This is a genomic window from Pedobacter sp. (assembly GCF_041662865.1).
In the GTDB taxonomy this organism is placed as follows: Bacteria; Bacteroidota; Bacteroidia; order Sphingobacteriales; family Sphingobacteriaceae; genus Pedobacter.
Window position 1 is genome coordinate 91,056 of sequence record NZ_JBAZRL010000002.1, and the last position, 24,561, is coordinate 115,616.

Annotated in this window: 16 protein-coding genes; 9 read left to right on the plus strand and 7 right to left on the minus strand. The window is 36.0% G+C overall.

Annotated features, from left to right (window positions below; all coding sequences use genetic code 11):
- Positions 1-85 precede the first annotated feature (85 nt).
- On the minus strand, positions 86-1,594 hold the full coding sequence (locus WC622_RS01260) for a sodium:solute symporter (RefSeq protein ID WP_372816502.1): 1,509 nt from the start codon (positions 1,592-1,594) through the stop codon (positions 86-88).
- Between the two features lie 181 nt (positions 1,595-1,775).
- Here WC622_RS01260 and recR point away from each other — a divergent pair, with 181 nt between their 5' ends.
- The 8 genes from recR (at position 1,776) to trpA (ending at position 8,864) form a co-directional block, all read left to right on the plus strand.
- Positions 1,776-2,393: a recombination mediator RecR gene (gene recR, locus WC622_RS01265; RefSeq protein ID WP_372816504.1), complete on the plus strand. Its 618-nt coding sequence runs from the start codon at positions 1,776-1,778 to the stop codon at positions 2,391-2,393.
- Positions 2,394-2,399: 6 nt separating this feature from the next.
- The gene (locus tag WC622_RS01270) at positions 2,400-3,149 is read left to right on the plus strand and encodes a phosphatidylinositol-specific phospholipase C/glycerophosphodiester phosphodiesterase family protein (protein ID WP_372816506.1); all 750 of its coding nucleotides are present in this window, start codon (positions 2,400-2,402) and stop codon (positions 3,147-3,149) included.
- Positions 3,149-3,964, plus strand: a complete 816-nt coding sequence (locus WC622_RS01275) for an SDR family oxidoreductase (RefSeq protein ID WP_372816508.1) — start codon at positions 3,149-3,151, stop codon at positions 3,962-3,964. Before WC622_RS01270 ends, WC622_RS01275 begins: the two co-directional genes overlap by 1 nt.
- Before the next feature lie 79 nt (positions 3,965-4,043).
- On the plus strand, positions 4,044-4,886 hold the full coding sequence (locus WC622_RS01280; RefSeq protein ID WP_372816510.1) for an alpha/beta hydrolase: 843 nt from the start codon (positions 4,044-4,046) through the stop codon (positions 4,884-4,886).
- 223 nt (positions 4,887-5,109) lie between these two features.
- The gene (gene trpD, locus WC622_RS01285) at positions 5,110-6,102 is read left to right on the plus strand and encodes an anthranilate phosphoribosyltransferase (RefSeq protein WP_372816512.1); all 993 of its coding nucleotides are present in this window, start codon (positions 5,110-5,112) and stop codon (positions 6,100-6,102) included.
- A gap of 2 nt (positions 6,103-6,104) precedes the next feature.
- On the plus strand, positions 6,105-6,728 hold the full coding sequence (locus WC622_RS01290) for a phosphoribosylanthranilate isomerase (RefSeq protein WP_372816514.1): 624 nt from the start codon (positions 6,105-6,107) through the stop codon (positions 6,726-6,728).
- A gap of 84 nt (positions 6,729-6,812) precedes the next feature.
- On the plus strand, positions 6,813-7,994 hold the full coding sequence (trpB, locus tag WC622_RS01295; RefSeq protein ID WP_372816516.1) for a tryptophan synthase subunit beta: 1,182 nt from the start codon (positions 6,813-6,815) through the stop codon (positions 7,992-7,994).
- Between the two features lie 99 nt (positions 7,995-8,093).
- Positions 8,094-8,864, plus strand: coding sequence for a tryptophan synthase subunit alpha (gene trpA / locus WC622_RS01300; protein ID WP_372816518.1), 771 nt, complete (start codon positions 8,094-8,096; stop codon positions 8,862-8,864).
- Positions 8,865-9,012: 148 nt separating this feature from the next.
- Here the strand turns inward: trpA and WC622_RS01305 are convergent, their stop codons facing one another.
- From WC622_RS01305 to WC622_RS01325, 5 genes are all read right to left on the minus strand, one after another.
- Entirely contained in the window at positions 9,013-10,857 is a 1,845-nt protein-coding gene (locus WC622_RS01305) for a glycoside hydrolase family 2 protein (RefSeq protein WP_372816520.1), read from the minus strand.
- 44 nt (positions 10,858-10,901) lie between these two features.
- Positions 10,902-12,089 carry a Na+/H+ antiporter NhaA gene (gene nhaA / locus WC622_RS01310; protein ID WP_372816522.1) on the minus strand — a complete coding sequence of 396 codons (1,188 nt, stop codon included), beginning with the start codon at positions 12,087-12,089 and terminating at the stop codon, positions 10,902-10,904.
- Between the two features lie 1,344 nt (positions 12,090-13,433).
- The gene (locus WC622_RS01315; protein ID WP_372816524.1) at positions 13,434-14,354 is read right to left on the minus strand and encodes a type IX secretion system membrane protein PorP/SprF; all 921 of its coding nucleotides are present in this window, start codon (positions 14,352-14,354) and stop codon (positions 13,434-13,436) included.
- A 15-nt stretch (positions 14,355-14,369) separates the two neighbouring features.
- Positions 14,370-20,336 (minus strand): lamin tail domain-containing protein, encoded by a 5,967-nt coding sequence (locus tag WC622_RS01320; protein WP_372816526.1) that lies wholly within the window; start codon positions 20,334-20,336, stop codon positions 14,370-14,372.
- Between the two features lie 170 nt (positions 20,337-20,506).
- A complete protein-coding gene (locus tag WC622_RS01325; RefSeq protein ID WP_372816528.1) occupies positions 20,507-21,127 on the minus strand; it encodes an L-threonylcarbamoyladenylate synthase in 621 nt (206 codons plus the stop codon).
- Positions 21,128-21,240: 113 nt separating this feature from the next.
- On the opposite strand from WC622_RS01325, the gene WC622_RS01330 reads away from it, so the two are divergent.
- Positions 21,241-22,881 carry an FMN-binding glutamate synthase family protein gene (locus WC622_RS01330; protein ID WP_372816530.1) on the plus strand — a complete coding sequence of 547 codons (1,641 nt, stop codon included), beginning with the start codon at positions 21,241-21,243 and terminating at the stop codon, positions 22,879-22,881.
- 81 nt (positions 22,882-22,962) lie between these two features.
- Here WC622_RS01330 and asnS read toward each other — a convergent pair whose 3' ends face one another.
- Complete coding sequence (asnS, locus tag WC622_RS01335) at positions 22,963-24,399, minus strand: asparagine--tRNA ligase (RefSeq protein ID WP_372816532.1); 1,437 nt, start codon at positions 24,397-24,399, stop codon at positions 22,963-22,965.
- Between the last annotated feature and the right edge of the window lie 162 nt (positions 24,400-24,561).

Below are 24,561 nucleotides of genomic sequence, written 5' to 3' on the forward strand. Positions count from 1 at the left end.
TATTTGTTGTTTATAGGTTCATTAGCATCATTGGTTCATTAGATGTGATGATTAGACATCCAATACAAAAGAACTAGTGAACAATTTAAAACTTCGTTTGTTGATCTGTTTTCTTACTGATCAGTAATAAGCCTACAAATGTAATCAATCCGTTTACCAATATTAGTTCAACACTGAAAACATATCCACCCAGTAAAGTAGTTGAGTAAGCGTTTAATAAATAACATACTGCTGGAGAAAGCACACATACGATTGGAACTAATTTATCATGAACACCACGATTTTTAACAAATAATCCGAATGAGTACAGTCCTAAAAGTGGGCCGTAGGTATATGAGGCTACTTTAAATATTCCTTTCACAACAGATTCGTCATTCACAGCATTAAATAAAACGATGACAAAAAACATTAATAATGAAAAACCAACATGTACTAAATGTCTTTGTTTAACAGCATTTTTATTGTTTACATTCTCCTTTTTATCCATTCCTAAAAAGTCTACACAGAATGATGTTGTCAAAGCGGTTAATGCACTATCCGTAGTTGCAAAAGTAGCTGCAGTTAAGCCTAACATAAATACAATTGCTGGAATTGTTGCCAAGTGATTTAAAGCAATTTCTGGGAATAAAAAGTCTGTGCGAGGTTTTCCAGTTAGGTGATCTAATGGAATTTCTATCCCGTTTTTAGTAGCAAAAACATACAATAAAGCACCCACACTTAAAAAGAAAATGTTTAAGACTACAAATACACCTGTAAACGTAAACATGTTCTTTTGAGCTTCTTTAATAGTGCCCATGCTTAAGTTTTTCTGCATTAAATCTTGGTCTAAACCCGTCATGGCAATGGTTACAAAAATCCCACCCAGCAATGCCTTACTAATATGAAAACCATTGGTTAAGAAATCTTCATAAAAGAATATTTTCGAATAACCACTATTTTTAATGGTTTCAAATGCTTGAGGAATACTTAAATCTAAACTATTGCAAATAAAATAGATGGTTAGGAAAACGGATAATACCAAGAAAAAGGTCTGCAAAGTATCCGTTATGATAATAGTTTTTAAACCGCCTTTAAAAGTATATGACCAAATTAAGCCTAAAGAAATTAATACAGTAGCCCAGAAAGGAATACCATAGGCATCAAAAATGAAGCGTTGTAATACAATAACTACTAAGTATAATCTAAATGCAGAACCAATTGTACGACTAATTAAAAAGATAGATGCTGCAGTTTTATAGCTATAAAATCCTAAACGTTGTTCTATGTAGCTATAAATAGAGGTTAGCTTCATCCTATAATAAAGCGGAAGTAACACGGTAGCTATGATGATAAAACCAATGGCATTACCCAATACAAATTGGAAATACTGAAATTGATTTCCTGCAGGTGCACCAACTTCTCCAGGAACTGAAATAAAAGTTACTCCAGACAAAGCAGTTCCTATCATTCCGAAGGCAACTAAGTACCATTTAGAGTTTCTATTGGCGATAAAAAAAGTTGAGTTATCAGAAGATTTTCTTGATGTAGCGAACGCGATAATAATTAACAGGACAAAATATCCGATTAAGAAACACAGTAGTATAGTTGGACTCATAATTTATATTTAGCCTCTAAATGTAAGAATTTACAATTTTAAATCAATTGCTTGGTTGAAAATAATTAAAGTGATAATGTAAATTGGCCATCAATTTATAAGGTATATTGATTGGTTAAATCTTTTTGTAATATTTCATATCTTGTCTATCAATCCACGCCATTTTAATTAAATTTGTAAAATGAACTTTTCTTCTCAACTGCTTGAAGATGCAGTAAACGAATTTGCAAAATTACCGGGTGTGGGTCAAAAAACTGCATTGCGTTTGGTTTTACATTTATTGGGGAAAGAGCAAGAAGAGGTTTCTCACTTTGGCAATACCTTAATTAGGTTAAAAGAAGAAATTAAGCATTGCAATATTTGTCATAATATTTCCGATCACCATACTTGTAGTATTTGTACTGCCGTAAAACGCGAAAAAGAAACTATTTGCGTGGTAGAAGATACTCGTGATGTAATGGCAATAGAAAATACCAATCAGTTTTTTGGTGTGTACCACGTTTTAGGAGGATTAATTTCTCCAATGGATGGCATTGGCCCGTCAGATTTATTTATTGATAGTTTGGTGCAACGTGTGGCTACAACACCGGTAAAAGAAATTATTTTAGCGTTAAGCGCTAACATGGAAGGTGATACTACACTTTTTTACCTCCACAAAAGACTAAAAGATTTTCAAATTCCTATAACAACAATTGCTAGAGGTATCGCTTTTGGCGGAGAATTAGAATACGCTGACGAAATTACCCTAGGCCGTTCTATTTTAACCCGTATTCCGTACGAAGGTTCTTTTATTAAATAAAATCGGATGAAAAAATTAAACTGCCTTGCATTATTTGTACTAATAACTATTTCAAGTTTTGCACAAGTTAAAATCCATTCTCATAACGATTATACTCACGCTCAACCTTTAATAGAAGCGTATTCCAATCATGTATATGAAATTGAAGCAGATGTTTTTTTAATTAAGGATTCATTGATTGTGGCTCATAGTAGAAAAGATAAAAACCTAACTAGAACACTGAATTCGATGTATTTATCGCCTATCGCTCAATTGCAAAAAGAGAAAGGCACAAAGTATAGTTTTCGCTTAATGATTGATATTAAAGATAATTGGGATTTAACGTATCCTGCATTGCGGAAAGAAATAGAAAAATACAAGCCTGTTTTTGACAGAAGTAAGCATAAAAATGCAATTCAAATTGTAATTAGCGGTAATAGACCAGCCGATTCAACTTTTCATAAATACCCGAAATGGCTATTTTTTGATGGGTTACCAAACATCAGCTACGCTAAAAAAGATTTGAAACGCATAACTATGATTAGCGATAATTTTGTAACCTATTCACGATGGGGAGGGAATGGCGAAATCTCAGCAGAAGATAAAGCTAAACTGAAAACAGTAATAGAAAACGCACATCAACTAAATAAACCAATTCGCTTTTGGGGAGCGCCCGATACGAAAGAATGTTGGCAGCAATTGCATGATTTGGGTGCAGATATTATAAACACAGATAAAATAAGCGAGTGTAAAGCTTACTTCGAACAGCATAAATAATGGATTTTAAGAATAAAGTAGTCATCATTACTGGCGCCTCATCGGGCATTGGTAAAGCACTAGCAGAAGAATTAGCAAAACGTGGCGCAAATTTAGTTTTAGGCGCCCGTCAGTATGTAACACTTTGCGAAATCACAGCAGAGCTAGAAAAAAACTATCAGATTAAAGCATTGGCTGTGCAAGCTGATGTGAGTAAAGAAGAAGATTGTGCAGAATTAGTAAAGCAAGCCATCAATACTTTTGGAAAAATTGATGTACTCATCAACAATGCAGGACTTTCTATGCGTGCTTTATTTAAAGATTTAGATTTATCGGTACTCAGAAATCTTATGGATGTGAACTTTTGGGGAACGGTATATTGTACAAAATATGCTTTACCAGAGATTTTAAAAACCAAAGGCACCATTGTTGGCGTATCTTCTATTGCAGGATATAGAGGTTTGCCAGGAAGAACGGGATATTCATCTTCAAAATTTGCAATGAATGGTTTCATGGAATCTTTACGTACTGAATTATTAAAAACAGGAGTTCATGTAATGGTCGCTTGCCCAGGTTTTACAACTTCAAATATACGAGTTGCGGCTTTGGCAAAAGATGGAGTAGCACATGGTGAAACTAGTATGGAAGAAGGTAAAATGATGACAGCTGAAGAAGTAGCGATTAGAATTAGTGATGGAATTACAGCTAGAAAACGTACTTTAATTATGACTGGACAAGGTAAATTAGCAGTATGGATGAACAAACTTTTCCCTGCATTTACTGATAAAAAAGTATTTGAACTCTTTGCTAAGGAGAAAAATCCACTAATAAAATAGAGCAAAGATAAATGAGCAAGGCTTAAAGACTAGTAGCTTTATCTTTAATCCTTGCTCTTTGTTCATTAATCTAAATAATATGCGCTTCAAGTTAACACTTATGATTTTCGCTTTCCTTGGTCAGATTTTTACTGGCTCTGCCCAAATACGTGTAGAAAAAAATATTAATTATGCAGGCAATGCCGATGAAGCAAACACCTTAAATATCTACCATAAAAAAGGAGAGTTGCAAAATCAAGATGTGATTATCTTTATTCACGGAGGTTCTTGGAGCAGTGGTAAAAAAGAAACGTATTGGTGGTTGGGTAGAAATTTAGCCAAAAATAATATTGTAACTGCAGTGATTAATTATCCTTTGGCACCAAATGCGACCTATAAAGAAATGGCTTTAGCAAGTGCAGAGGCTGTGAAATGGGTTAAAGATAGTATTGCCAATTACGGTGGTAATCCAAATCGAATTTTTGTAATGGGCCATTCTGCAGGTGGGCATTTATGTGAACTAATTAACGCAGATCCTCAATATTTTGCAGCTGTCGGAATGACAAACCCAATAAAGGGCGTAATATTAAATGATGCTTTTGGGTTAGATATGGACGAATATTTATCCAAAGCAGATAGAGACGACAACTACACCGATTTTCTGAGAACGTTTAGCGCAGAACAAAAGATATGGCAATTAGGTTCACCTTTGTTTTATATAAAGAATAGTACAAATCCACACCTAATTTTTTACGGCACAAAAACTTATGAAGCCATACAAATTCAATCTGAGCGGATTTACAAAACACTCCAAGCTCAAAATGTACCTGTAAAACTAGAAGTGATAGAAGGAAAAAAACATGTGGGAATGATTAGTCAGATGATTTTTGGTAGCAACCAATTATATAGAAGTATTACAGAATTTTTGGAGGATACAAAATAGCGTTACAAAACGCAACACCTTAATTCTAAATTAATTTGAAGAAAGATTTTGTAAATAATAAAAACTATTCCATATTTGTGGCAGAATGATACAGATAAACGTAAATAGAAACTGGTGGTGGCATAACGCAATAGCGTGATGTAACCTTTTTTTGTACGTTTTATTTTTTATAAAAATATAGTAAGGGTTGCTTGTAAAAGGCAACCTTTTTTGTTTTACACCCATGAAGAAAATACTTAACCACTTATTCGAAAACAAAACCTTTAGCAGAGAAGAAGCACAAAAAATACTGACTTCAATTTCTTTAGGAGAGTTTAATAGTTCGCAAATTGCTGCTTTTATTACTGCGTACGGTATGAGAAATATCACTGTAGAAGAATTGCAAGGCTTTCGAGATTCGATGTTAGATTTATGCTTAAAAGTTGATTTCTCTGATTACGAACTAGTAGATTTATGCGGTACAGGTGGCGATGGAAAAGACACATTTAATATTTCTACTTTAGCCTCTTTTGTAGTAGCTGGAGCAGGCCATAAAGTAGCTAAACACGGTAATTACGGTGTTTCATCAGGTTGTGGCTCAAGTAATGTAATGGAATATTTAGGATATACATTTACCAATGATGAAGCTAAACTGAAACGCAGTTTAGATCAAGCAGGTATTTGTTTTTTACACGCACCATTGTTCAATCCAGCTATGAAAACTGTTGCGCCTATACGAAAAGAATTGGGTGTAAAAACGTTCTTCAATATGTTAGGTCCAATGGTAAATCCGGCGCAGCCTAAAAATCAAATTGTTGGAGTCTTTAGTTTAGAGTTAGCACGTTTGTATGCTTATTTATATCAGCAAACAAATAAAAATTATACCATTATTCACGCAGTAGATGGCTTTGATGAAGTTTCTTTAACCTGCGATTTTAAAACCTTCAGTAAAAAAGGAGAAGCCTTAAATAAAATTGCAGATTTAGGTTTTGAAGAAATTAGTGAAAAGGAAATTCAAGGCGGCGATACAGTAGAGTCATCTGCAGAGATTTTTACTACTATATTAAATGGAAATGGTACTGATGCGCAAACTAATGTAGTTTTATGTAATGCAGCATTAGCCATTCAAACCATAAAAGAGGGTAGTACCTTTGCCGATTGCTTTTATGAAGCAGAAGAATCATTAGCAGGAAAAAAAGCGTTGAATAGTTTTACAAAATTAATAGCTGTTAATTAAAGATGAAGTTGAAAATAAAAGTTTGTGGAATGACACAGGCAGCTAATATTGCTGCTATTGCACACTTGCAGCCCGATTATCTCGGTTTTATTTTCTATTCAAAATCACCACGCTTTATTAGTGAAGTTTCTGCAGAACTGATTAAATATGTACCACCAACTATAAAAACAACTGGCGTTTTTGTTAATGAAGATGTAGAAGTTGTTAAAGCTTATATCTTGAAATACAATTTAAAAGCAGTGCAATTACATGGAAAAGAAAGCATAGATTATTGTGAACAGATTAAATCCACAAGCGTGGAAGTTATTAAAGCTTTTGGAGTAGATGAAAACTTTGATTTCTCAATATTAGCAGCTTACTTAAACATAGTTGATTACTTCTTATTCGATACACAAACACCTGCCCATGGTGGTTCTGGTAAAGTATTCGATTGGAAATTATTAGAAAAATACCCATTTGATAAACCATACTTTTTAAGTGGAGGTATTGATTTATCACATGCAACAACACTAAAAGAAATAAACGACCCTAGGCTATATGCTATAGATGTAAACAGCAAACTTGAGCTAGAGCCAGGGTTAAAAAATGTAGAAAAATTAAAAGAATTTTTTGCAGTAATGGAATAAATAAACTGTCATGCAGAGGAATGAAGCATCTCAAAGATAATTAGAGATTCTTCGCTACGCTCTGAATGACAAAACATAATAATTATGAACTATTTTGTAAACGAGAAAGGTTATTACGGAGATTTCGGTGGAGCTTATATTCCCGAAATGCTATATCCAAATGTTGAAGAATTAAGACAACAATACCTATCAATTATTCACGAAGAAAGCTTTCAACAAGAATTTAAAGCATTGCTTAAAGATTACGTTGGTCGCCCATCACCTTTATATTTGGCTAAACGCTTATCTGAAAAGTATGGTGCAAATATTTTCTTAAAACGCGAAGATTTAAACCATACAGGTGCACACAAAATAAACAACACCATCGGACAGATTTTACTAGCTGAACGCTTAGGTAAAAAACGTATCATAGCCGAAACTGGAGCGGGTCAGCATGGTGTAGCAACCGCAACGGTTTGTGCGTTACGCGGTTTAGAATGCGTGGTGTACATGGGTGAAGTCGATATCAAACGTCAAGCACCAAATGTAGCCCGAATGAAAATGTTAGGTGCAAAAGTTGTTCCCGCTACATCGGGTAGTAAAACCTTAAAAGATGCAACAAACGAAGCCATGAGAGATTGGATTAACAATCCTGTTGATACCCATTATATTATAGGTTCGGTGGTTGGCCCACATCCTTATCCAGATATGGTTTCTATTTTTCAGTCAGTAATCTCCGAAGAAACCAAGAAACAATTGCTAGAGCAAACTGGCAAAGACCAACCAGATTATGTAATGGCTTGCGTGGGTGGTGGCAGTAATGCTGCAGGTATGTTCTATCATTTTATTGATGATGAAAACGTAAAACTGATTGCGGTTGAAGCCGCCGGTAAGGGTGTAAGTTCTGGTTATTCTGCTGCGACAACTTATTTAGGTAAAGAAGGTGTTTTACATGGGAGTAGAAGTATTTTAATGCAAACACCAGACGGACAAGTAGTAGAACCGCATTCGGTTTCTGCAGGACTAGATTATCCAGGCATTGGCCCGCAACATGCGCATTTATTTAAAACTGGGCGTGGCGAGTATGTTTCTATTACTGATGATGAATCGCTAGATGCAGGTTTGTTATTAACTCAACTTGAAGGAATTATTCCAGCAATTGAAAGCGCTCATGCCTTAGCTTATTTAGAATACATGAAATTTAAAGGTGGAGAAAACGTAGTCGTTTGTTTATCCGGCAGGGGAGATAAAGACATGGAAACTTATATGAAACACTTTAACCTATAACAGTAAATCGTCATTGCGACGCACGAAGCAATCTTAAAGCTATTGCAACTCTTCAAGGAGATTGCTTCGTGCCTCGCAATGACGGCAAAAGAAAGATATATGAACCGATTACAACAACTCTTCCAAAATAAAAAGAAAGACATTCTTTCTATCTATTATACAGCAGGCTACCCAAACTTAAATAACACATTACAAATTGCCGAAGCATTAGAAAAAGCTGGTGCGGATTTCTTAGAGGTAGGTTTTCCGTATTCAGATCCTGTTGCCGATGGACCAATTATACAAGCCAGCAGCAAGCAAGCTTTAGATAACGGCATGACGCTTGATTTACTTTTCAAACAGTTAAAAGATTTACGGAAAACCGTAACTATTCCTATTTTATTAATGGGCTATGTTAATCCAGTATTACAATTTGGCGTAGAAAATTTCTGTAAAGCTTGCGCAGAAATAGGCGTAGATGGCTGTATTATTCCAGATTTGCCGATGTACGAGTATGAAGAATTGTATCGCCCTGCGTTTGAAGCAAACGGAATTAGCAACATCTTTTTGGTTACACCACAAACTTCCGAAGAGCGCATCCGTAAAATAGATAGTCTTAGTAATGCTTTTATTTATTTGTTATCATCAGCTGCCACTACGGGCAAGAACCTTGATGTTTCAGCAAACGCCAGAACTTATTTTGCTCGCATACAAGAGATGAACTTAAATAACCCTTTAATGATTGGTTTCGGAATTTCTGATAAACAAACATTTGATGCAGCTAACGAATATGCTAGTGGTGCAATTATAGGTAGTGCTTTTGTAAAATGTTTAGCCAGTGGCGATGTAGAGGAAAATGTAAAAACGTTTATGCAAGAGTTTAGGAGTTAGATTATTGGTTCATTAGATCATCTTTCGTCATTCCCTTGAAAACGGGAATCGTAAAGCACAAAGCAAGCCATTTATCCTTTCTGTGTCATTACGATACCCAATCGAGTTGGGTATGACGCACAATGCAAAGTCCCTTCAAAAGTTCTACTTACTTCATTTGTACCAAGCCAGCATTATACACCTTTGTATTCGATTTAAAAAGTTGCGCTAATGGAATTTTAGTTACTTTTCTATCATACGTAATTAATCCATTTACTTCCACTTCTACATCAGTAGTTTGCGTATAAACCGCTGCTGAGAGACCCAATGGGATAAGCTCTGTTAAACGAGTGGTAAATAAATCATATTTAGCAAACAATTCATCAGGGGTTTTAAAACTTTGGTAGCCCCAATTGTTTTTCTGTTGCCACGTATTTCCTTCTACTGGAAGACCTAAGCCACCATATTCGCCTAAAACCAATATGCTTGTCTTGCCAAATAAATCTGGCCTTGGCATACCAGGCTGCGGGTAACTGTGGATATCAGTAAAATGACCAGTGTTAAAAAAATTCCCTCCACTTGCACTATTTACTAATCTAGAAGGATCTTTTTTCATTGTCCACTCTGTAATCTCTACCGTTTTAAACTGCCCCCATGCCTCATTAAAAGGAACCCAAACCACAATTGATGGAAAATTATGCAATGCATCCATAATCGCATTCCATTCCTTTTTATAATAACCCTCAGATTCTGGTGTTCTAGCTCTCTCACTTTCATTATTTATGGTGCCAGGGTTTGAGTTCCACCCATTTCCCAAATCGCCACTTGGCATATCTTGCCATAATAACATTCCAACTTTATCACAATAATTATAATACCTGGCCGATTCTACTTTAATATGCTTTCTAATCATGTTAAAGCCCATTTTCTTGAGCTCATCTACATCAAATTTCATAGCTTCTTCTGTAGGGGGAGTGTATAACCCATCTGGCCACCACCCTTGGTCTAAGGGGCCAAACTGAAATAAAAACTGATTATTTAGCAACATTCGTTTAACTCCTTTGGCATCTGTGCCAACAGAAATTTTTCGCATTGCGAAATAACTTGTCACTTGATCTATCGTTTTATTATTTCTAATTAAGCTAATGCGTAAATCGTATAAAAATGGGTTTGTTGGCGACCATAATTTCTCATTAGCCAGTTTAATCACAACAGCATCTGCAGTTGCCGAAGTACTTTCTGTAATCACTTGATTTCCCTCTAAAACTTCTACTTTAAATTTATCAGTAGGTTGTGTAGCAGTAAATGTTCCCGAAACGGTAATGGTATGCGCATCAATATCAGGTGTTTGTTTAGTAGCTACAATATAGCTTTGGGGCACCGCTTCTAACCAAACCGTTTGCCAAATACCGGTAACTGGCGTATACCATATGCCATGGGGTTTTTTCACTTGCTTACCTCTAGGTTGTGGCCCATCATCTGTTGGATCCCATACACGAATTTTAATTTCTTGTGCTGCTCCCTTTTTTAATGCCGAAGTAATATTGAAACTGAACGGATCAAATCCGCCTTCATGCGTACCAACACTTTTGCCGTTAATAAAAACTTCCGTTTGCCAATCTACTGCTCCAAAATGTAACAGCACTTGTTTTCCTCGCATGGCAGCTGAAATAGCAATTTCATTTTTATACCAAAGCACACTGTCTTTACCCACAGTTTTTTGAACACCAGACATAGCTGATTCTACTGCAAATGGAACTAAAATCTTTCCATCAAATTTTGTTGGAATTTCATTGCGTGGTACAGTGGCATAATCCCATAAGCCATTTAAGTTTTGCCAGTTGTTGTTTCGAACTAATTGTGGTCGCGGGTATTCTGGCAATGGCGAATTCGGATTAACCTGTGTTGCCCAAGGTGTTAAAATCTTACCAGTTTTAAGTGCCCACGGAGTTTGAGCATGCAAGTATATAATTGAGAGTATTAAAATTCCTGTTAAAACGGTCCTTTTCTTCATGATTATATAGGGTTAGTCAGAATAAAAACTAATGTAATCTTTATTTATTTTGATACAAGTCTCTTCAACTTGCGAGTTTGAGCCTTTCCAATACTTTTTAAATAGATAAAACCTGAAACACCAGCAAAAACGGAAGCACAAAGAATTGCAAATTTGGCTTCTGAGATATAAGTCGCATCAGTAAAAGAAAGCAAAGCGATAAATATCGACATGGTAAAACCAATACCAGCTAACATACCCACACCAATTACATGTTTCCACTTTGCTCCGGAAGGAAGATTTGCCAATTTAGTTTTTACAGCCAACCATGAAAACAAGGAAACACCTATTGTTTTGCCAGCAAATAAACCTACAATTATACCTAAGCCAACAGGCGATGCTAAACCATTAATCATTTCTTTTTGAAAACTGATATTTGTATTTGCTAATGCAAAAATTGGCATGATGAGGTAGTTTACAGGAATAGTTAATGCATGTTCTAGTTTCTCTAAAGGAGATTCAATTGCTGTGTTGTTAGTGGGAATGGTAAATGCCAATAGCACGCCAGCAATGGTAGCGTGTATACCTGAATGATGTACAAAATACCATAGAAATATACCTGGCAATAAATAAAACCACAACGATTTAACTTTGAAATAGTTTAACGCCAACAGCAATGCAAAAATACCAGCAGCCATGGCTAAATAGTTCCAATGTATTTGCGCAGTATAAAAGATAGCAATAACCAAAATAGCACCTAAATCATCGGCTATGGCCAAAGCGGCTAAGAATATTTTTAACGAGGCAGGAACACTTTTTCCTAATAGCGCAATAATAGCTAATGCAAAAGCGATATCGGTTGCCATCGGAATGCCCCAACCCGAAGCGGTTTCTTCACCTTTGTTAAAAAAGAAATATAGTAAAGCAGGGATAATCATCCCGCCTAACGCGGCTAGAACTGGTAAAGATGCTTTTTTTACGCTTGACAATTCTCCTTCTATAAGTTCCCTTTTAATCTCTAAGCCCACTAAAAGGAAGAAGATAGCCATTAAGCCATCGTTTATCCATGCAGAAACGCTGTAAGTAATAGGGGCAAAGCCTATGTTTTGGGCTAAGAGATTAGAAAAACCATCGCGGTAGCTGGTATTGGCAATAATTAGGGAGATGACAACACAACATAATAGAATAATACCACCATTTTTTTCGGAGGTAAAGAATTTTTTAAAAATGGAGCGGTTTATTTTTGCTGGCATGGCTAAAAATAATCAAAACGTTTGAGATAATAGAATGATTGTGAGTGATTCTAAGTCATTCGTCATTTCGACCGTAGTGGAGAAATCTTTCTCTTTCTAGCTCGCCGCCGCTGGGCTCTTTCGTTTTTCGGCTGTTGTAGTTTTGTTTTGCCCTCAAGAATGCTTCGCAGTATCTCTTGATAGAAAAGAAACAATCTTGAGCTTGCGAAAGCATGAATACCAATAAAAAAATAAAAACTAATGAATAACATCAAGGCTTAGTATCATCTCTCGGATTAAGCTATCCAAACTTTTAAGCAACAGAAAAAGGTTCAATGAAGGATCGAACTGCTTTCTGTCTTGGGATGTGATTTTTGAAAGGTTGTGCTGAAGTTTGAATGCTTTCTCCTTCGGGATGCTACAAGGCCGTATGGCACTTTTGGGAATGGGCTGTGGTTTGAGAATGACTTATGTATAGCTGTTGCATTATCCTATAACTATCCTTCAATGTATAACTTCAACATTGCTGTGTAAGAATTGCCCAAGCTTTTCGAAGTGTTAACGCTGTGCATTTAGCTACAAGTTTCTAAAAACTGCTTACAATTTGTAGCTGTTCTGCTACCAGAAGAAAAAGCTGGCTTACTCGCGTAGTTTTAAGATGACATAAAGCGCTAATCTTCTTAATATTATCAATTTATTGGTAACAAAAGCTAATTGTTCATGAACAATAGCGCAATGTTCATAAACAAAAGTTCAATGTTCATGAACAAAAGTTCAATGTTAATGAACAATGGTTCAATGTTCATTAACAAAAGTTCAATGTAGATAAACAATGGTTCAGTGTTCATGAACAAAAGTTCAATGTAGATAAACAATGGTTCAATGTTCATGAACAAAAGTTCAATGTTAATGAACAAAAGTTCAATGTTAATGAACAATGGTTCAATGTTCATGAACAAAAGCCCAATGTTCATGAACAAAAGCTCAATGTTTATTAAGAACATGCTAATTGTGCATAGCAAAATTGGATAGCTTAACCTATAAAATTTGTAATCGTAAAATCTATGGGTAAAGAAATGATAACTATAAAATTAGCAGCAATTAAACGTGCTAGAGTATATTAATTTGAGTATTGTACGGACTGGCACCGAAATATGGGTTACCGTCCTTTCTACAATAAGTGTATTTTTTAGATATCCGTTAACTTACTATGGCAAATTAAGAATGGAATTCCCATTTTCAAAAAGACGATAAGGGTAAATAAAAAGTCCCCTAAGAAAACTTAGAGGACTTAAACAATATCTTAACACTTCCCTAAGCTCAGTGTAGGCCGAGTTAAGATCCGTTATCGGATGATAAAATGTATTACTTAAACAATGTTGCTTTTAAACTAATTTCAAAAGTGCCATTAGCAGAACCTTGTAAGGCAGAAGTTTCGGTAGTGTAAAAACCCATAATGGCCAAAGAAGATTTATAATTGATACCTGCACCAAATGATGCGCTTTTACTACTGTGGTACATCCCCATTAAAAACACCTTATTAGTGAAATTGAAGTTTGCACCGGCATCCCAAATGTTATCATAGCCTTTAATGCCTCTGTAGGCAATTTTTGGCTCAATTTCTATTGCATTAGCGCCCGTGCCTGTATTTATTTTATAACTCACGGCTGCATAAAACAAAGAACGATCTACATCATTTTCCTCTTCTTGTTTAATAAAACTTCTAATGTTCGGAATTATTCCTTCTACATTTAGCGTGTTGCTGGTATAGGCAGCGCCAAAATCGCCATCAAATAAAGAACCTTTATTATTGAACTGAGCGATAGAAGGATCGGTCACGTCGCCATTTACATTGCTGTAATCAACACGCTCGTTCATTATCCCAACCGAGGCACCAAAGTTTAATTTCTGATCGTCGTTGTTTAAAGGTAAATGATAGGCATAGGTTGCCATTGCTTTAGTGCGCTGCAAAGAACCTGCTTTTTCGTTATACACGTTAATACCTAAACCTACTTTGTTCAGTTTATAATCTGCTGTGATAGATTGCGTATTTGGTGAACCTGGGATATTGCTCCATTGCTTACGATAATTCAAGTTTAAATTTAAACCTTCAGTTAATCCGGCATATGCTGGATTGATTTGATATTGATTTAAAAAATACTGTGAACTTAAGGGATTGAGCTGTGCATTTGCCTTGTTGGTTAGCAATATGGTTAATGTTGTGGTTAGTAAAAGCAAGCAAACCGTATGCTTAAACCCGTTATATTTTTTAGTGTTGAATTTCATGTGATTTAATGCAATTTAGTTTCTTACAATAGTGATATACCCTTTAAACGGAGCGATGTTGGTTCCAAAATCTATGGTATAATAATAGGTGTCGGATGCAAGAGGAACTCCGTTAAATGTTCCGTCCCATTGGTTATCGTACCCTTTTTTAGTATACACTGTTCTGCCAGATCTATCGAAAATCTTAACAGTATTATTAGGGTAATAATCTATGTTTTGGATAATAAATTTATCATTCTTACCATCGCCATTAGGTGTTAAAATGTTAAGCGCTGTAATTTGGTAATCATCTGAAACCTGAATGGTAATAGATTGAACACTTGTACAGCCTGATGCATTGGTAACCGTTACTGTATAAGTTGTTGTTTGTTTCGGCCTTACTGTTAGATTATTTGTAATTACACCATTGTTTGCTACATTTTGGCTAGATAATACATCAGTATTTGGTGACCAGCTATAATTTACACCACCAGCTGCAGATAGGATTACGCTTGTACCCTTAGAAATTAATGCGGTGTTATTGCTTGCTATAGTTATAACTGGTAATGCGTTAATTGTTACTGTTGCTGTACCAGTTTGTGCTTGACTTGCATAGGCATCAGCTACGCTAACTAAAGCATAGGTAAATGTACCTGCTACATTTGTTGGTGCATTTAAAGTTACACTGTTAGCTGTTGATGTAATTGTTCTGTTGCTACTTCCGTTTACGGTATAGGTGAAAGTATATGGAGCAGTACCCGCAGAACCGGTAAAAGTAACCACAGGCGATGTTCCGTTTATACAAACTGCAGCTGTACTAGCAATTGTTGCAACAGGTAACGGACGAATAGTAATTGTAGCTGTTCCGGTTTGTGCTTGTCCACAGTTAGCATCAGCTACGCTTACTAAATTATAAGCAAAAGTACCAACAACATTGGTTGGGGCAGCTACTGTTACACTGTTTCCAGTTGTGGTGGTTACTGTTTTATTTGTGCCGCCATTAATGTTGTAGGTAAAGGTATATGGAGCTGTTCCGTTTGCACCTGTAAATGTAATAACTGGTGCAGTTGCATTTGCAGGAACTGCGGTAGTACCAGCAATTGTAGCAGTTGCTAAGGCATTTACGGTTAATTTAAAGGTTTTACTTGTGGTATTGATGCCTCCAAAATCTGTATTGCCATTATCTGTAACGGTTACGGTAATGTTAGCAACACCACTTACATTGTTTTTTAAATGATAGGTGATGGTTCCTTTATCAGTTCCATTAGGGGCAACAGTTAGGATGTCGAATAAATTTGCATTATCTGACGTAACCGTTAATGTAGTAGTTTGCGATGTTTCTGCACCTGCAGATATTCCTGTTAAGGCTACCGTTTGGTTAACCGTTGTATAACATATCGCTTGATTTGAGATAGCTGCTAAAGTTGGTTCGCCATTACCAAATAAATATCTCGTTTTAATTGGGTAGTGATCTGTTGTAGTGGTGTTATAATTAGTTACTAGATTTTTAACTGCATCTAATACCTCGGCTGTACCAGGTACATAATTAGCATTTAAGGCTTTGGTTACGATAACATTATCAATAACAGTTGGGAAACCTGCGGTTGATTGTTTTCCGGCTAAGCTTAAAGGCAAAGTGAGAGGGAAATAATTTGTTGGATCATTAATAAAATCTGAATACGAAGTTCCAGTACCTGAAGGCATTGGTGCAATTGTTTTATCAGGATCTAAAACATCATTAAAATCGCCTAGAATAATTACCTTTTTACCGGCAAGATTTGCATCTAACCAGTTTTTAAACTGTAAGTTTCCACCTTTTCTACGGTTATAGGCATCAATTTGATCGGCAACTGGACCTGTATTTGCTTTTGCATGGATTTCTATAAACGTAACGATATCTTTTTTGCCATTAATGGTTACTTCGGCCTCCATTGCAAAAGGAAAACGACCTGACGACCAGTTTTTGTAAGGCGTTCCATCTACGCTTGTGCTTGCAACGGCTGGGTTATACGTGTCTTGTAGTACACCATAGGTTCTAATTGGTTTAATGATATCTGTACGATACATAAAGGCCAATTTCTGTGCTAGTGGATAATCTATATCTGTTTTATTATCTGCATAAGAACCAAACTCGCTAAAGATAACATTGTAGCCTGCTGGTAAAACTGTATTTCTGAATAAAGTAGTATCTACTGCTTCGGCAAAGCCATAAATATCTGCATTAATACTATTTACAACTGTTTTAACATTTGCGGCTTGTTGGGTATCATTTGATGGGTCTTGTGCCGGACTGCCAAACCATTCGATGTTCCAATTTACAACTTCGAGTGTGTTAGCGACATCAAATGTATTACCAGATAAGGCTACGTTTTTGCCAGTTGAACCATTTGTTGCAATACTTACATTACCAGCATACGTTGAGTTTACGGCTGTTGGCGAAAACTTAGCATACACTGTTTGTGAAGTGTTGTTGATGGTAGCTTTAGTGTAGGTTAAGCTCGAGCCAAAAGTGCCACCACTTGTTTTTGATATAGTGAAATTAACAGGAGCAGTTAAAGTAACATCGTCTGTTAAATTACCTGCAGAGAAACCAAATATTTTTTCTGTTGAAGTAGTGCCTGCTGTTTGGAAACCAAAGTTTAAACTAGTAGGAGAAGCAGTAATATCTACTGGTGGAACAGTTGCTGAATTGGTAACTGCAAAATCGTCAATTGTCCAACGGCTAGCAGATGAAGTAGTAGAAGTATATACAAATGCAACATAAACTGGAGCAGCTTTGTACGCTGATAAATCTATAAAATCGGATTTTGTCCAAGTATCTGTAGCAGTTTCAGGGAATTTGCCATCAATAGCTGTCCAAGTTGCTAAGTTAGGGTTTCCTGTTCCAGTGTAATTGGTTGATACTTTAAGTTGAAGTTTATCACCAGCAAATGCTGATCTTGTCCAGAAAGACAACACCGCATAATTCATAGCCGATAAATTTAAAGCAGGAGAAATTAACCAATCTTCATTTAGAATATTACCACCTGAAAACCCATTAATCTGTAATGCATTTCCAATACTGGCTTTACCAGCTGGATCTGTACCATCATGTCCAAAAGTAGTAGTACAACCCCAAGTTTGTGGACCCGTTACGCTATATTGATAAAAACCATCTGATAAAGCCGGACTTCCTACAGTAGTACAGTTTTCGAAGCTAAAAGCAGTTTGATTAGGGTCTATACCTGGACCTGTTAAGGTAACATTCATGGTAGTAGCACCAGCACTTGCATTTGAAATTGAACCCGTTGCGTTACCAGCAGCTGTTGGGGTAAAATTAACATACACGGTTGGATTAGCTGCTATTTCAGCTGTGCTAAAACTTATTGAGTTGGAGTAAACTAAGTTATTTTTAGAAATTGAAAATGGTGCACTTACTGAAACTGTTGTGATATTCGTTAAGTTTCCACCACTTAATATATATGTTTTAGCAGTTGATGTTGTACCTACAGCTTGGTTGTTAAACGCTAAACTTGTTGGCGTGATCGTTAAATACGGGCCGCTTGTTGAAGCAGGTTCTGTAACGGTTGAGTTTTGAGGATTTGGCGCAGTGGCTATAAAATCTGTTGAGTTTTCATCTCCATCAAAACCATTTCCTGCAAATTCTTCTGACCCTCCTGTACCCAAAGTAATTGCAGTAGAAGTTGAGCTTGCCTTACGCTCTAAAGAAGTCGAATTTGTAATGGCCACTGCAGGAGCAGTGCCTTCATATCCATTTGCAGTTCCGAAACCAACTTTATCAACAATAGCTGAGCCAGTTGGATTAGCACCTGTTTGTGCCGTTGATAAATTACTTAAAAGAACTTTGCCAGTTGTGCCTGATAAATTAAGTGTACCTATTTTATCAGGTGTTGGTAAGTTTAATGTTCCATTTGCACCTGCTGCTTCTTGAATTAAATAAAAACTTTTAGGTGCAATACTACCAGATAAGACAGTGGCCTGCCATGCGCCAGTACCTGTAGCACTTGCGTATTGTACAGACCAATTTGTTAAATCTACCGATGCATTTGTTGGGTTATATAATTCAATGAAATCGTTTTTATAGGTAGCGCCAGAATTTCCACCACCACCGTATACTTCGCTAATCACCACATGATTTGCACCTGTTGGTTCAATAATTAATGAGTTTTGTGGGTTTGGTGCTTGTACAACAAAGTCAGCATTATTATTATCAGTATCTTGTCCATTGCCACTAAATTCTTCTGAACCACCAACTGCTAAAGTTGCTGCGGTAGAAGTTGAACTAGCTTTACGTTCAATAGAAGTCGAATTTGATATTACTGGAGTCGGTGCGCCTTCAAAACCAGAGGCAGTAGGGCCGAAACCAACTTTATCAATTACAGTTGCACTGGATGGATTTGCACCATTTAAAGCTGTAACCGCATTACTTAAAATAACTTTTCCTGTAGTACCAGAAAGGGCTAAAGTTCCAGTTGCATCTGGAGTAGGTAAATTTAATGTTCCATTTGCGCCAGCAGCTTCTTGGACTAGATAAAATCCTTTAGCAGGAATGCTTCCTGTTAATGGTGTAACTGCCCAGTTGCCTGTTCCCGCGGCACTTAAATATTGTACCGACCAGCCTGTTAAATCTACAGCTGCATTACTAGGATTATATAATTCGATGAAATCATTTTTATACGTAGCTCCAGTATTACCGCCACCACCATAAACTTCACTAATAACTACATGAATGGATGGCGCAGGAGGTGTGGTTCCTGTTCCAGTTAGTGCAACACTTGCCGAAATCGCATTTGTGCTTACGTTTAAAACATTATCATTCGCAACTGCTGCACTTGTTGGACTAAAGCGAACGTAAACAAGTGGGCTTGCTGCTACGTCTACAGCTGTATAGGTGATGGAAGAAGTAAAAGTAGTATTGTCTTTAGAAACTGAAAACGGTGCTGAAGTACTTACAGTTACATCGTTCGTTAAACCTGTTCCGCTTAATGTATAATTTTGAGATGTAGAATTTGTTCCGATGTTTTGAGTGCTAAAATCAAGTGATGTTTTGCTTGCATTTACGGTTCCAGAAATTCCTGTTCCATCTACAGCTACGTCAACTTGAACTGCACCATTGCTCGTATTAGTTATATTTCCAGTTGCACTTCCTCCAGCAGTAGGGGTAAAATTAACAAAGACTGTTGGGTTGGCAGCTATTTCTGCCGTGCTGAAACTTATCGAATTGGAATAAACGAGATTATTTTTAGAAACCGTAAAGGGCGCTAACGCAGTTACAGTTACATTTGAGGTTAAGTTCGATCCACTTAATACATAACTTTGAGAAGTAGTGCTACCCACATTTTGACTGCCAAATGTTAAGGTGGTTGGATTAGCATTAATTGTTGGCGTATTTGTTGCTGCATTGGTAACTGTCCCACCAATAGCAAAACCATTTGTTCCAGAAGAGCTAGAATTAAATCCCCAGCCTCCAGTAGTTGTTTGTCCACTGGCGTAATAACGTAATGTTACGATGGTGCCTTCTGGGATATTTTGCAAAGCAGTAACTGTCGCTAAATTTATTGTACCTAATAGTAAAGAGGTAGAAGTTACTTGCGAACCAATTAAAGTAAATGTGGCTCCGTCTAAACTATATGCAAATTGTGATGTTACACCTGGAGAGGCATAAAAACTTGCTGTTCCTGCAAATTTTGCATCAATACTCGTTAAGGAAAGTTGCTTTCCGGCCGCCGGAGTTAAAGTAACTTGAAAATAATCAGTATTTGATGTAGAAATACCTTCGTTTTTAAAACCTTGAGTTCTGAAAGAATTAGCACCAGCACTAGCCGTTGCAGTAGTTCCTCGTGTTAGAATAGGTGCAGCAGCAAGACCTACATCATAGGTGTTTGCTGTTGATGTTGCTAATTGGTTTTGCCCAGTAAAATCCCAGCTGGCGATTTGTGCACAAACGGTAGTGGGTAAATAAAGACTAATAGCAAAAAGAAAAAGTAGTAAAAGTTTTCTCATATAATTTGTTTAAAAAACAAATGTATACTCAAAAACAATATTTCAAAGTTAAGTTGGTGTTAAATATTCATTTTGTGGAAAACTAAATATAATCTTCTGCTAATATTGTCGTTATCAGAATTTTCTTAAACTATTAGTTAATTATTTAGCTTAATAAGTAAAAGGTAGGTTTAAAAGAAATCTTCAATATTTCCTTTGCCTTCACGAACAACTTCAAAATCCCCAGAGGTACAATCAATAACTGTAGAAGCTTCGTTATCACCATATCCGCCATCAATTACAGCATCTACTTGCTCTTGGTATTTTTCATAAATTAATTCTGGATCGGTAGAATATTCGATCAATTCATCATCATCTTTTATAGAGGTAGAAATAATTGGATTACCTAATCCTGCTACAATTGCTCTCGCTATATCGTTATCAGGAACGCGGATACCCACTGTTTTTTTATTAGAGCTTAATAATTTAGGAACATTATTGTTGGCATTAAAAATAAACGTAAATGGACCAGGCAGCGCTTTTTTTAACACTCTAAAAGTTACAGTATCAATTGGCTTAATGAAATCTGAAATATGCCTTAAATCTGAACAGATAAATGAAAAATTAGCTTTTTCAGGTTTTATTCCACGAATGCGACAAATTTTTTCAATTGCTTTTTGATTCGTAATATCACATCCTAAACCGTAAACAGTATCTGTAGGGTAAATTATTAAACCACCTTTTTTTAATATTTCAACAACTTGCTCAATTGCTTTAGGATTTGGGTTTTCTGGATAGATCTTGATTAGCATATGTAAAAATAACAAAAATAAGATGCGAGTTGTTTACTATCATTGGATTAAAATTACTTAAAGAGATAGGTTTTTGCTTATTTTTGATAGTCATCTGAGCTAAATAATTAAATATGAGAAAAGCATTCATAGCCATTGCCGCATTTTTAGTAGCCTTAACTATTATGTTAGGATTGTATCATCCATTTTTATGGTGGATTTTTATTTTTACTGGACCATTTGTTATCCTAGGCGTTTACGATTTATATCAACCTAAACATAGTATTGTACGGAATTACCCAGTTTTTGGACGATTGAGATATTTTATGGAAGAGTTGAGACCGAAAATATATCAGTACTTTGTAGAAAGCGATACCAATGGAAAACCATTTAGCCGATTAAATCGCTCATTAATTTATCAGAGGGCTAAAAAAGATAATGATACCATTCCTTTTGGGACACAATTAGATGTATATGAAAACGGTTACGAGTGGCTAAGTCATAGTATTGCAGCTATTAGTCATCATGAATTGGATGTTAATCCACGCGTAATGATTGGCGGACCAGATTGTAAACAACCTTATTCTGCAAGTATCTATAATATATCTGCCATGAGTTTTGGGTCTTTAAGTCAGAATGCGATTTTGGCTTTAAATGGCGGTGCTAAAATGGGAAACTTTGCTCATAATACAGGTGAAGGCGGTATAAGTGATTACCATGCTGGCCCAGGAGGAGATCTAATTTGGCAAATAGGAACTGGATACTTCGGTTGCAGACATCATGATGGTTCATTTAATTATGAAGCTTTTGCTGAGCGTTCGCAAACCGAAAATGTAAAAATGATTGAAATAAAACTTTCTCAAGGGGCAAAGCCTGGTCATGGTGGTATTTTGCCAGCTAAGAAAGTAACTCCAGAAATTGCTCGTATCCGTTTGGTAAAAGAAGGTTTCGATGTAATTTCTCCTCCAGCACATGCTGCATTTTCTACACCATTAGAAATGATGGATTTTGTAAAGAAACTAAGAGAATTATCTAACGGAAAACCTATTGGATTTAAGTTGTGTATTGGCAGAAGAAGTGAATTTTTCGCCATTTGCAAAGCGATGATAGAGACAGGAATTTATGTAGATTTTATTACTGTTGATGGAGGAGAAGGTGGTACTGGTGCTGCGCCACAAGAATTTTCTAACGCAGTTGGAATGCCTTTACGTGAAGGAGTTGCTTTTGTGTATGATGTATTGAGCGGATTTAATTTGAAGAAACACATAAAAATTATCGCTTCTGGTAAAATTTCATCAGGTTTCGATTTAGTCAAAAACATTGCCCTTGGTGCAGATTTATGTAATTCGGCTAGAGGAATGATGTTTGCTTTAGGCTGTATTCAGGCATTAGAATGTAATAGTAATACGTGTCCAACAGGTGTTGCAACACAAGATGAAAGCTTAATGAAAGGTTTAGTAGTTGAAGATAAAACAGTAAGAGTATTTAATTTCCACAGATTAACGGTTCAAAGTGCGGTAGAATTATTGGGCGCTGCAGGTTTACGACATCCATATCAATTAACCAGAGCGTATATTAACCGAAGAATTGGTCAGAATGTAATGCAATCTTACATGGAAACTTTTCCATATATCCCAGAGGGAAGTTTAACTCAAACACCATATCCTTCACAACACGAATTGGGAATGGCGCTAAGTACATCAGCTAGTTTTGCCCCAACAGATTATAAAGTTTCTGCAGTAGACTACCAAAATGCAAGTGCACATAGTAGTTAATTGAGATTGTAAATAATAAAAAAGTCGCTTAACATTTAAGCGACTTTTTATTTATTCCTTGTTCTTTTATCCTTAATCCAATTAAAACTCAGCGCTTTTTGGAAATCTTGGGAAAGCAATTACATCTCTAATATTGGTCATTCCGGTTACGAATAAAACTAAACGCTCGAAACCTAAACCAAAACCTGCATGTGGTGCGGAACCAAAACGACGCGTATCTAAATACCACCACAATTCTTCTTGCGGAATATTCATTTCTTCCATACGTTTAGTCAACATATCCATACGTTCTTCACGTTGCGAACCACCAATCATCTCACCAATTCCTGGGAATAAAATATCCATAGCAGCAACAGTTTTTCCATCATCATTCATACGCATGTAAAACGATTTGATGTCTTTTGGATAATTTGTTAAAATAACTGGCTTTTTAAAGTGTTTTTCTACTAAATAACGCTCGTGCTCACTTTGTAAATCAGCTCCCCATTCATCAATTAAGTATTTAAACTGCTTTTTCTGATTTGGTTTGGAGTGCTTTAATATTTGTATGGCCTCAGTATATGTTAAACGTTCAAAATCATTTGCTAAACAAAAGTTTAGTTTTTCAATTAATGATAACTCACTTCTTTCTTGCTGTGGTTTTTGTTTTTCTTCGTCTAATAAACGGTCATTTAAAAAAGCAATTTCATCTTTGTAGTTTTCTAAAGCATAGCTGATGATGTATTTCATCATATCCTCAGCCAATTGCATGTTGTTTTCTAAATCAGCAAATGCAATTTCTGGTTCAATCATCCAAAATTCCGCCAAATGGCGAGTAGTATTTGAATTTTCAGCTCTAAAAGTTGGTCCGAATGTGTAAATCTGACCAAAAGCCATTGCTGCTAATTCACCTTCTAGTTGACCAGAAACAGTTAAATTAGTTGCACGACCAAAGAAATCTGCTGAAAAATCTACTTTTCCATCATCAGTTCTAGGTGTTTTGTCAAAATCTAATGTGGTTACTTTGAACATTTCACCCGCACCTTCTGCATCACTTGCAGTAATTACAGGAGTATGCATATACACAAACCCTCTTTCGTTATAAAACTGATGAATAGCAAACGCCAATGCATGACGAATTTTAAATACCGCGTTAAATGTATTGGTACGGAAACGTAAATGTGCTTTTTCTCTTAAAAACTCTAAACTATGTTTTTTAGGTTGTAGTGGATATTCTTCAGCATTGCTATCTCCTAAAATCTCCATTGAACTCGCTTTAATATCTACTTTTTGTCCTTTACCTAAAGACTCAACTAAAACCCCTTTTACAGCAATAGCCGCCCCAGTAGTAATGCGTTTTAACAAATCTTCATTTGTATTTGCAAAATCAACCACAATTTGGATATTTCCCATGCAAGAACCATCGTTCAATGCTATAAACTGATTGTTGCGAAAAGTACGTACCCAACCCATTACGGTTACTTCTGTATCAAATGCCGTAGAATCCAGCAAGTCTATTATTTTGTCTCTCTTGATCATGCTCAGTAGCTTTATAAAGGCGTCAAAAATAAGGATTTAATCAGTAAATTCCTTATTTCTTTGTGCTTACTTTTATTAAAATCAATTTTTATTTTTCATTTTAATATGGTTATGTTTGTTATATAAACTACCTATTTCTATTTGTGTTATATCTTGGAAAAC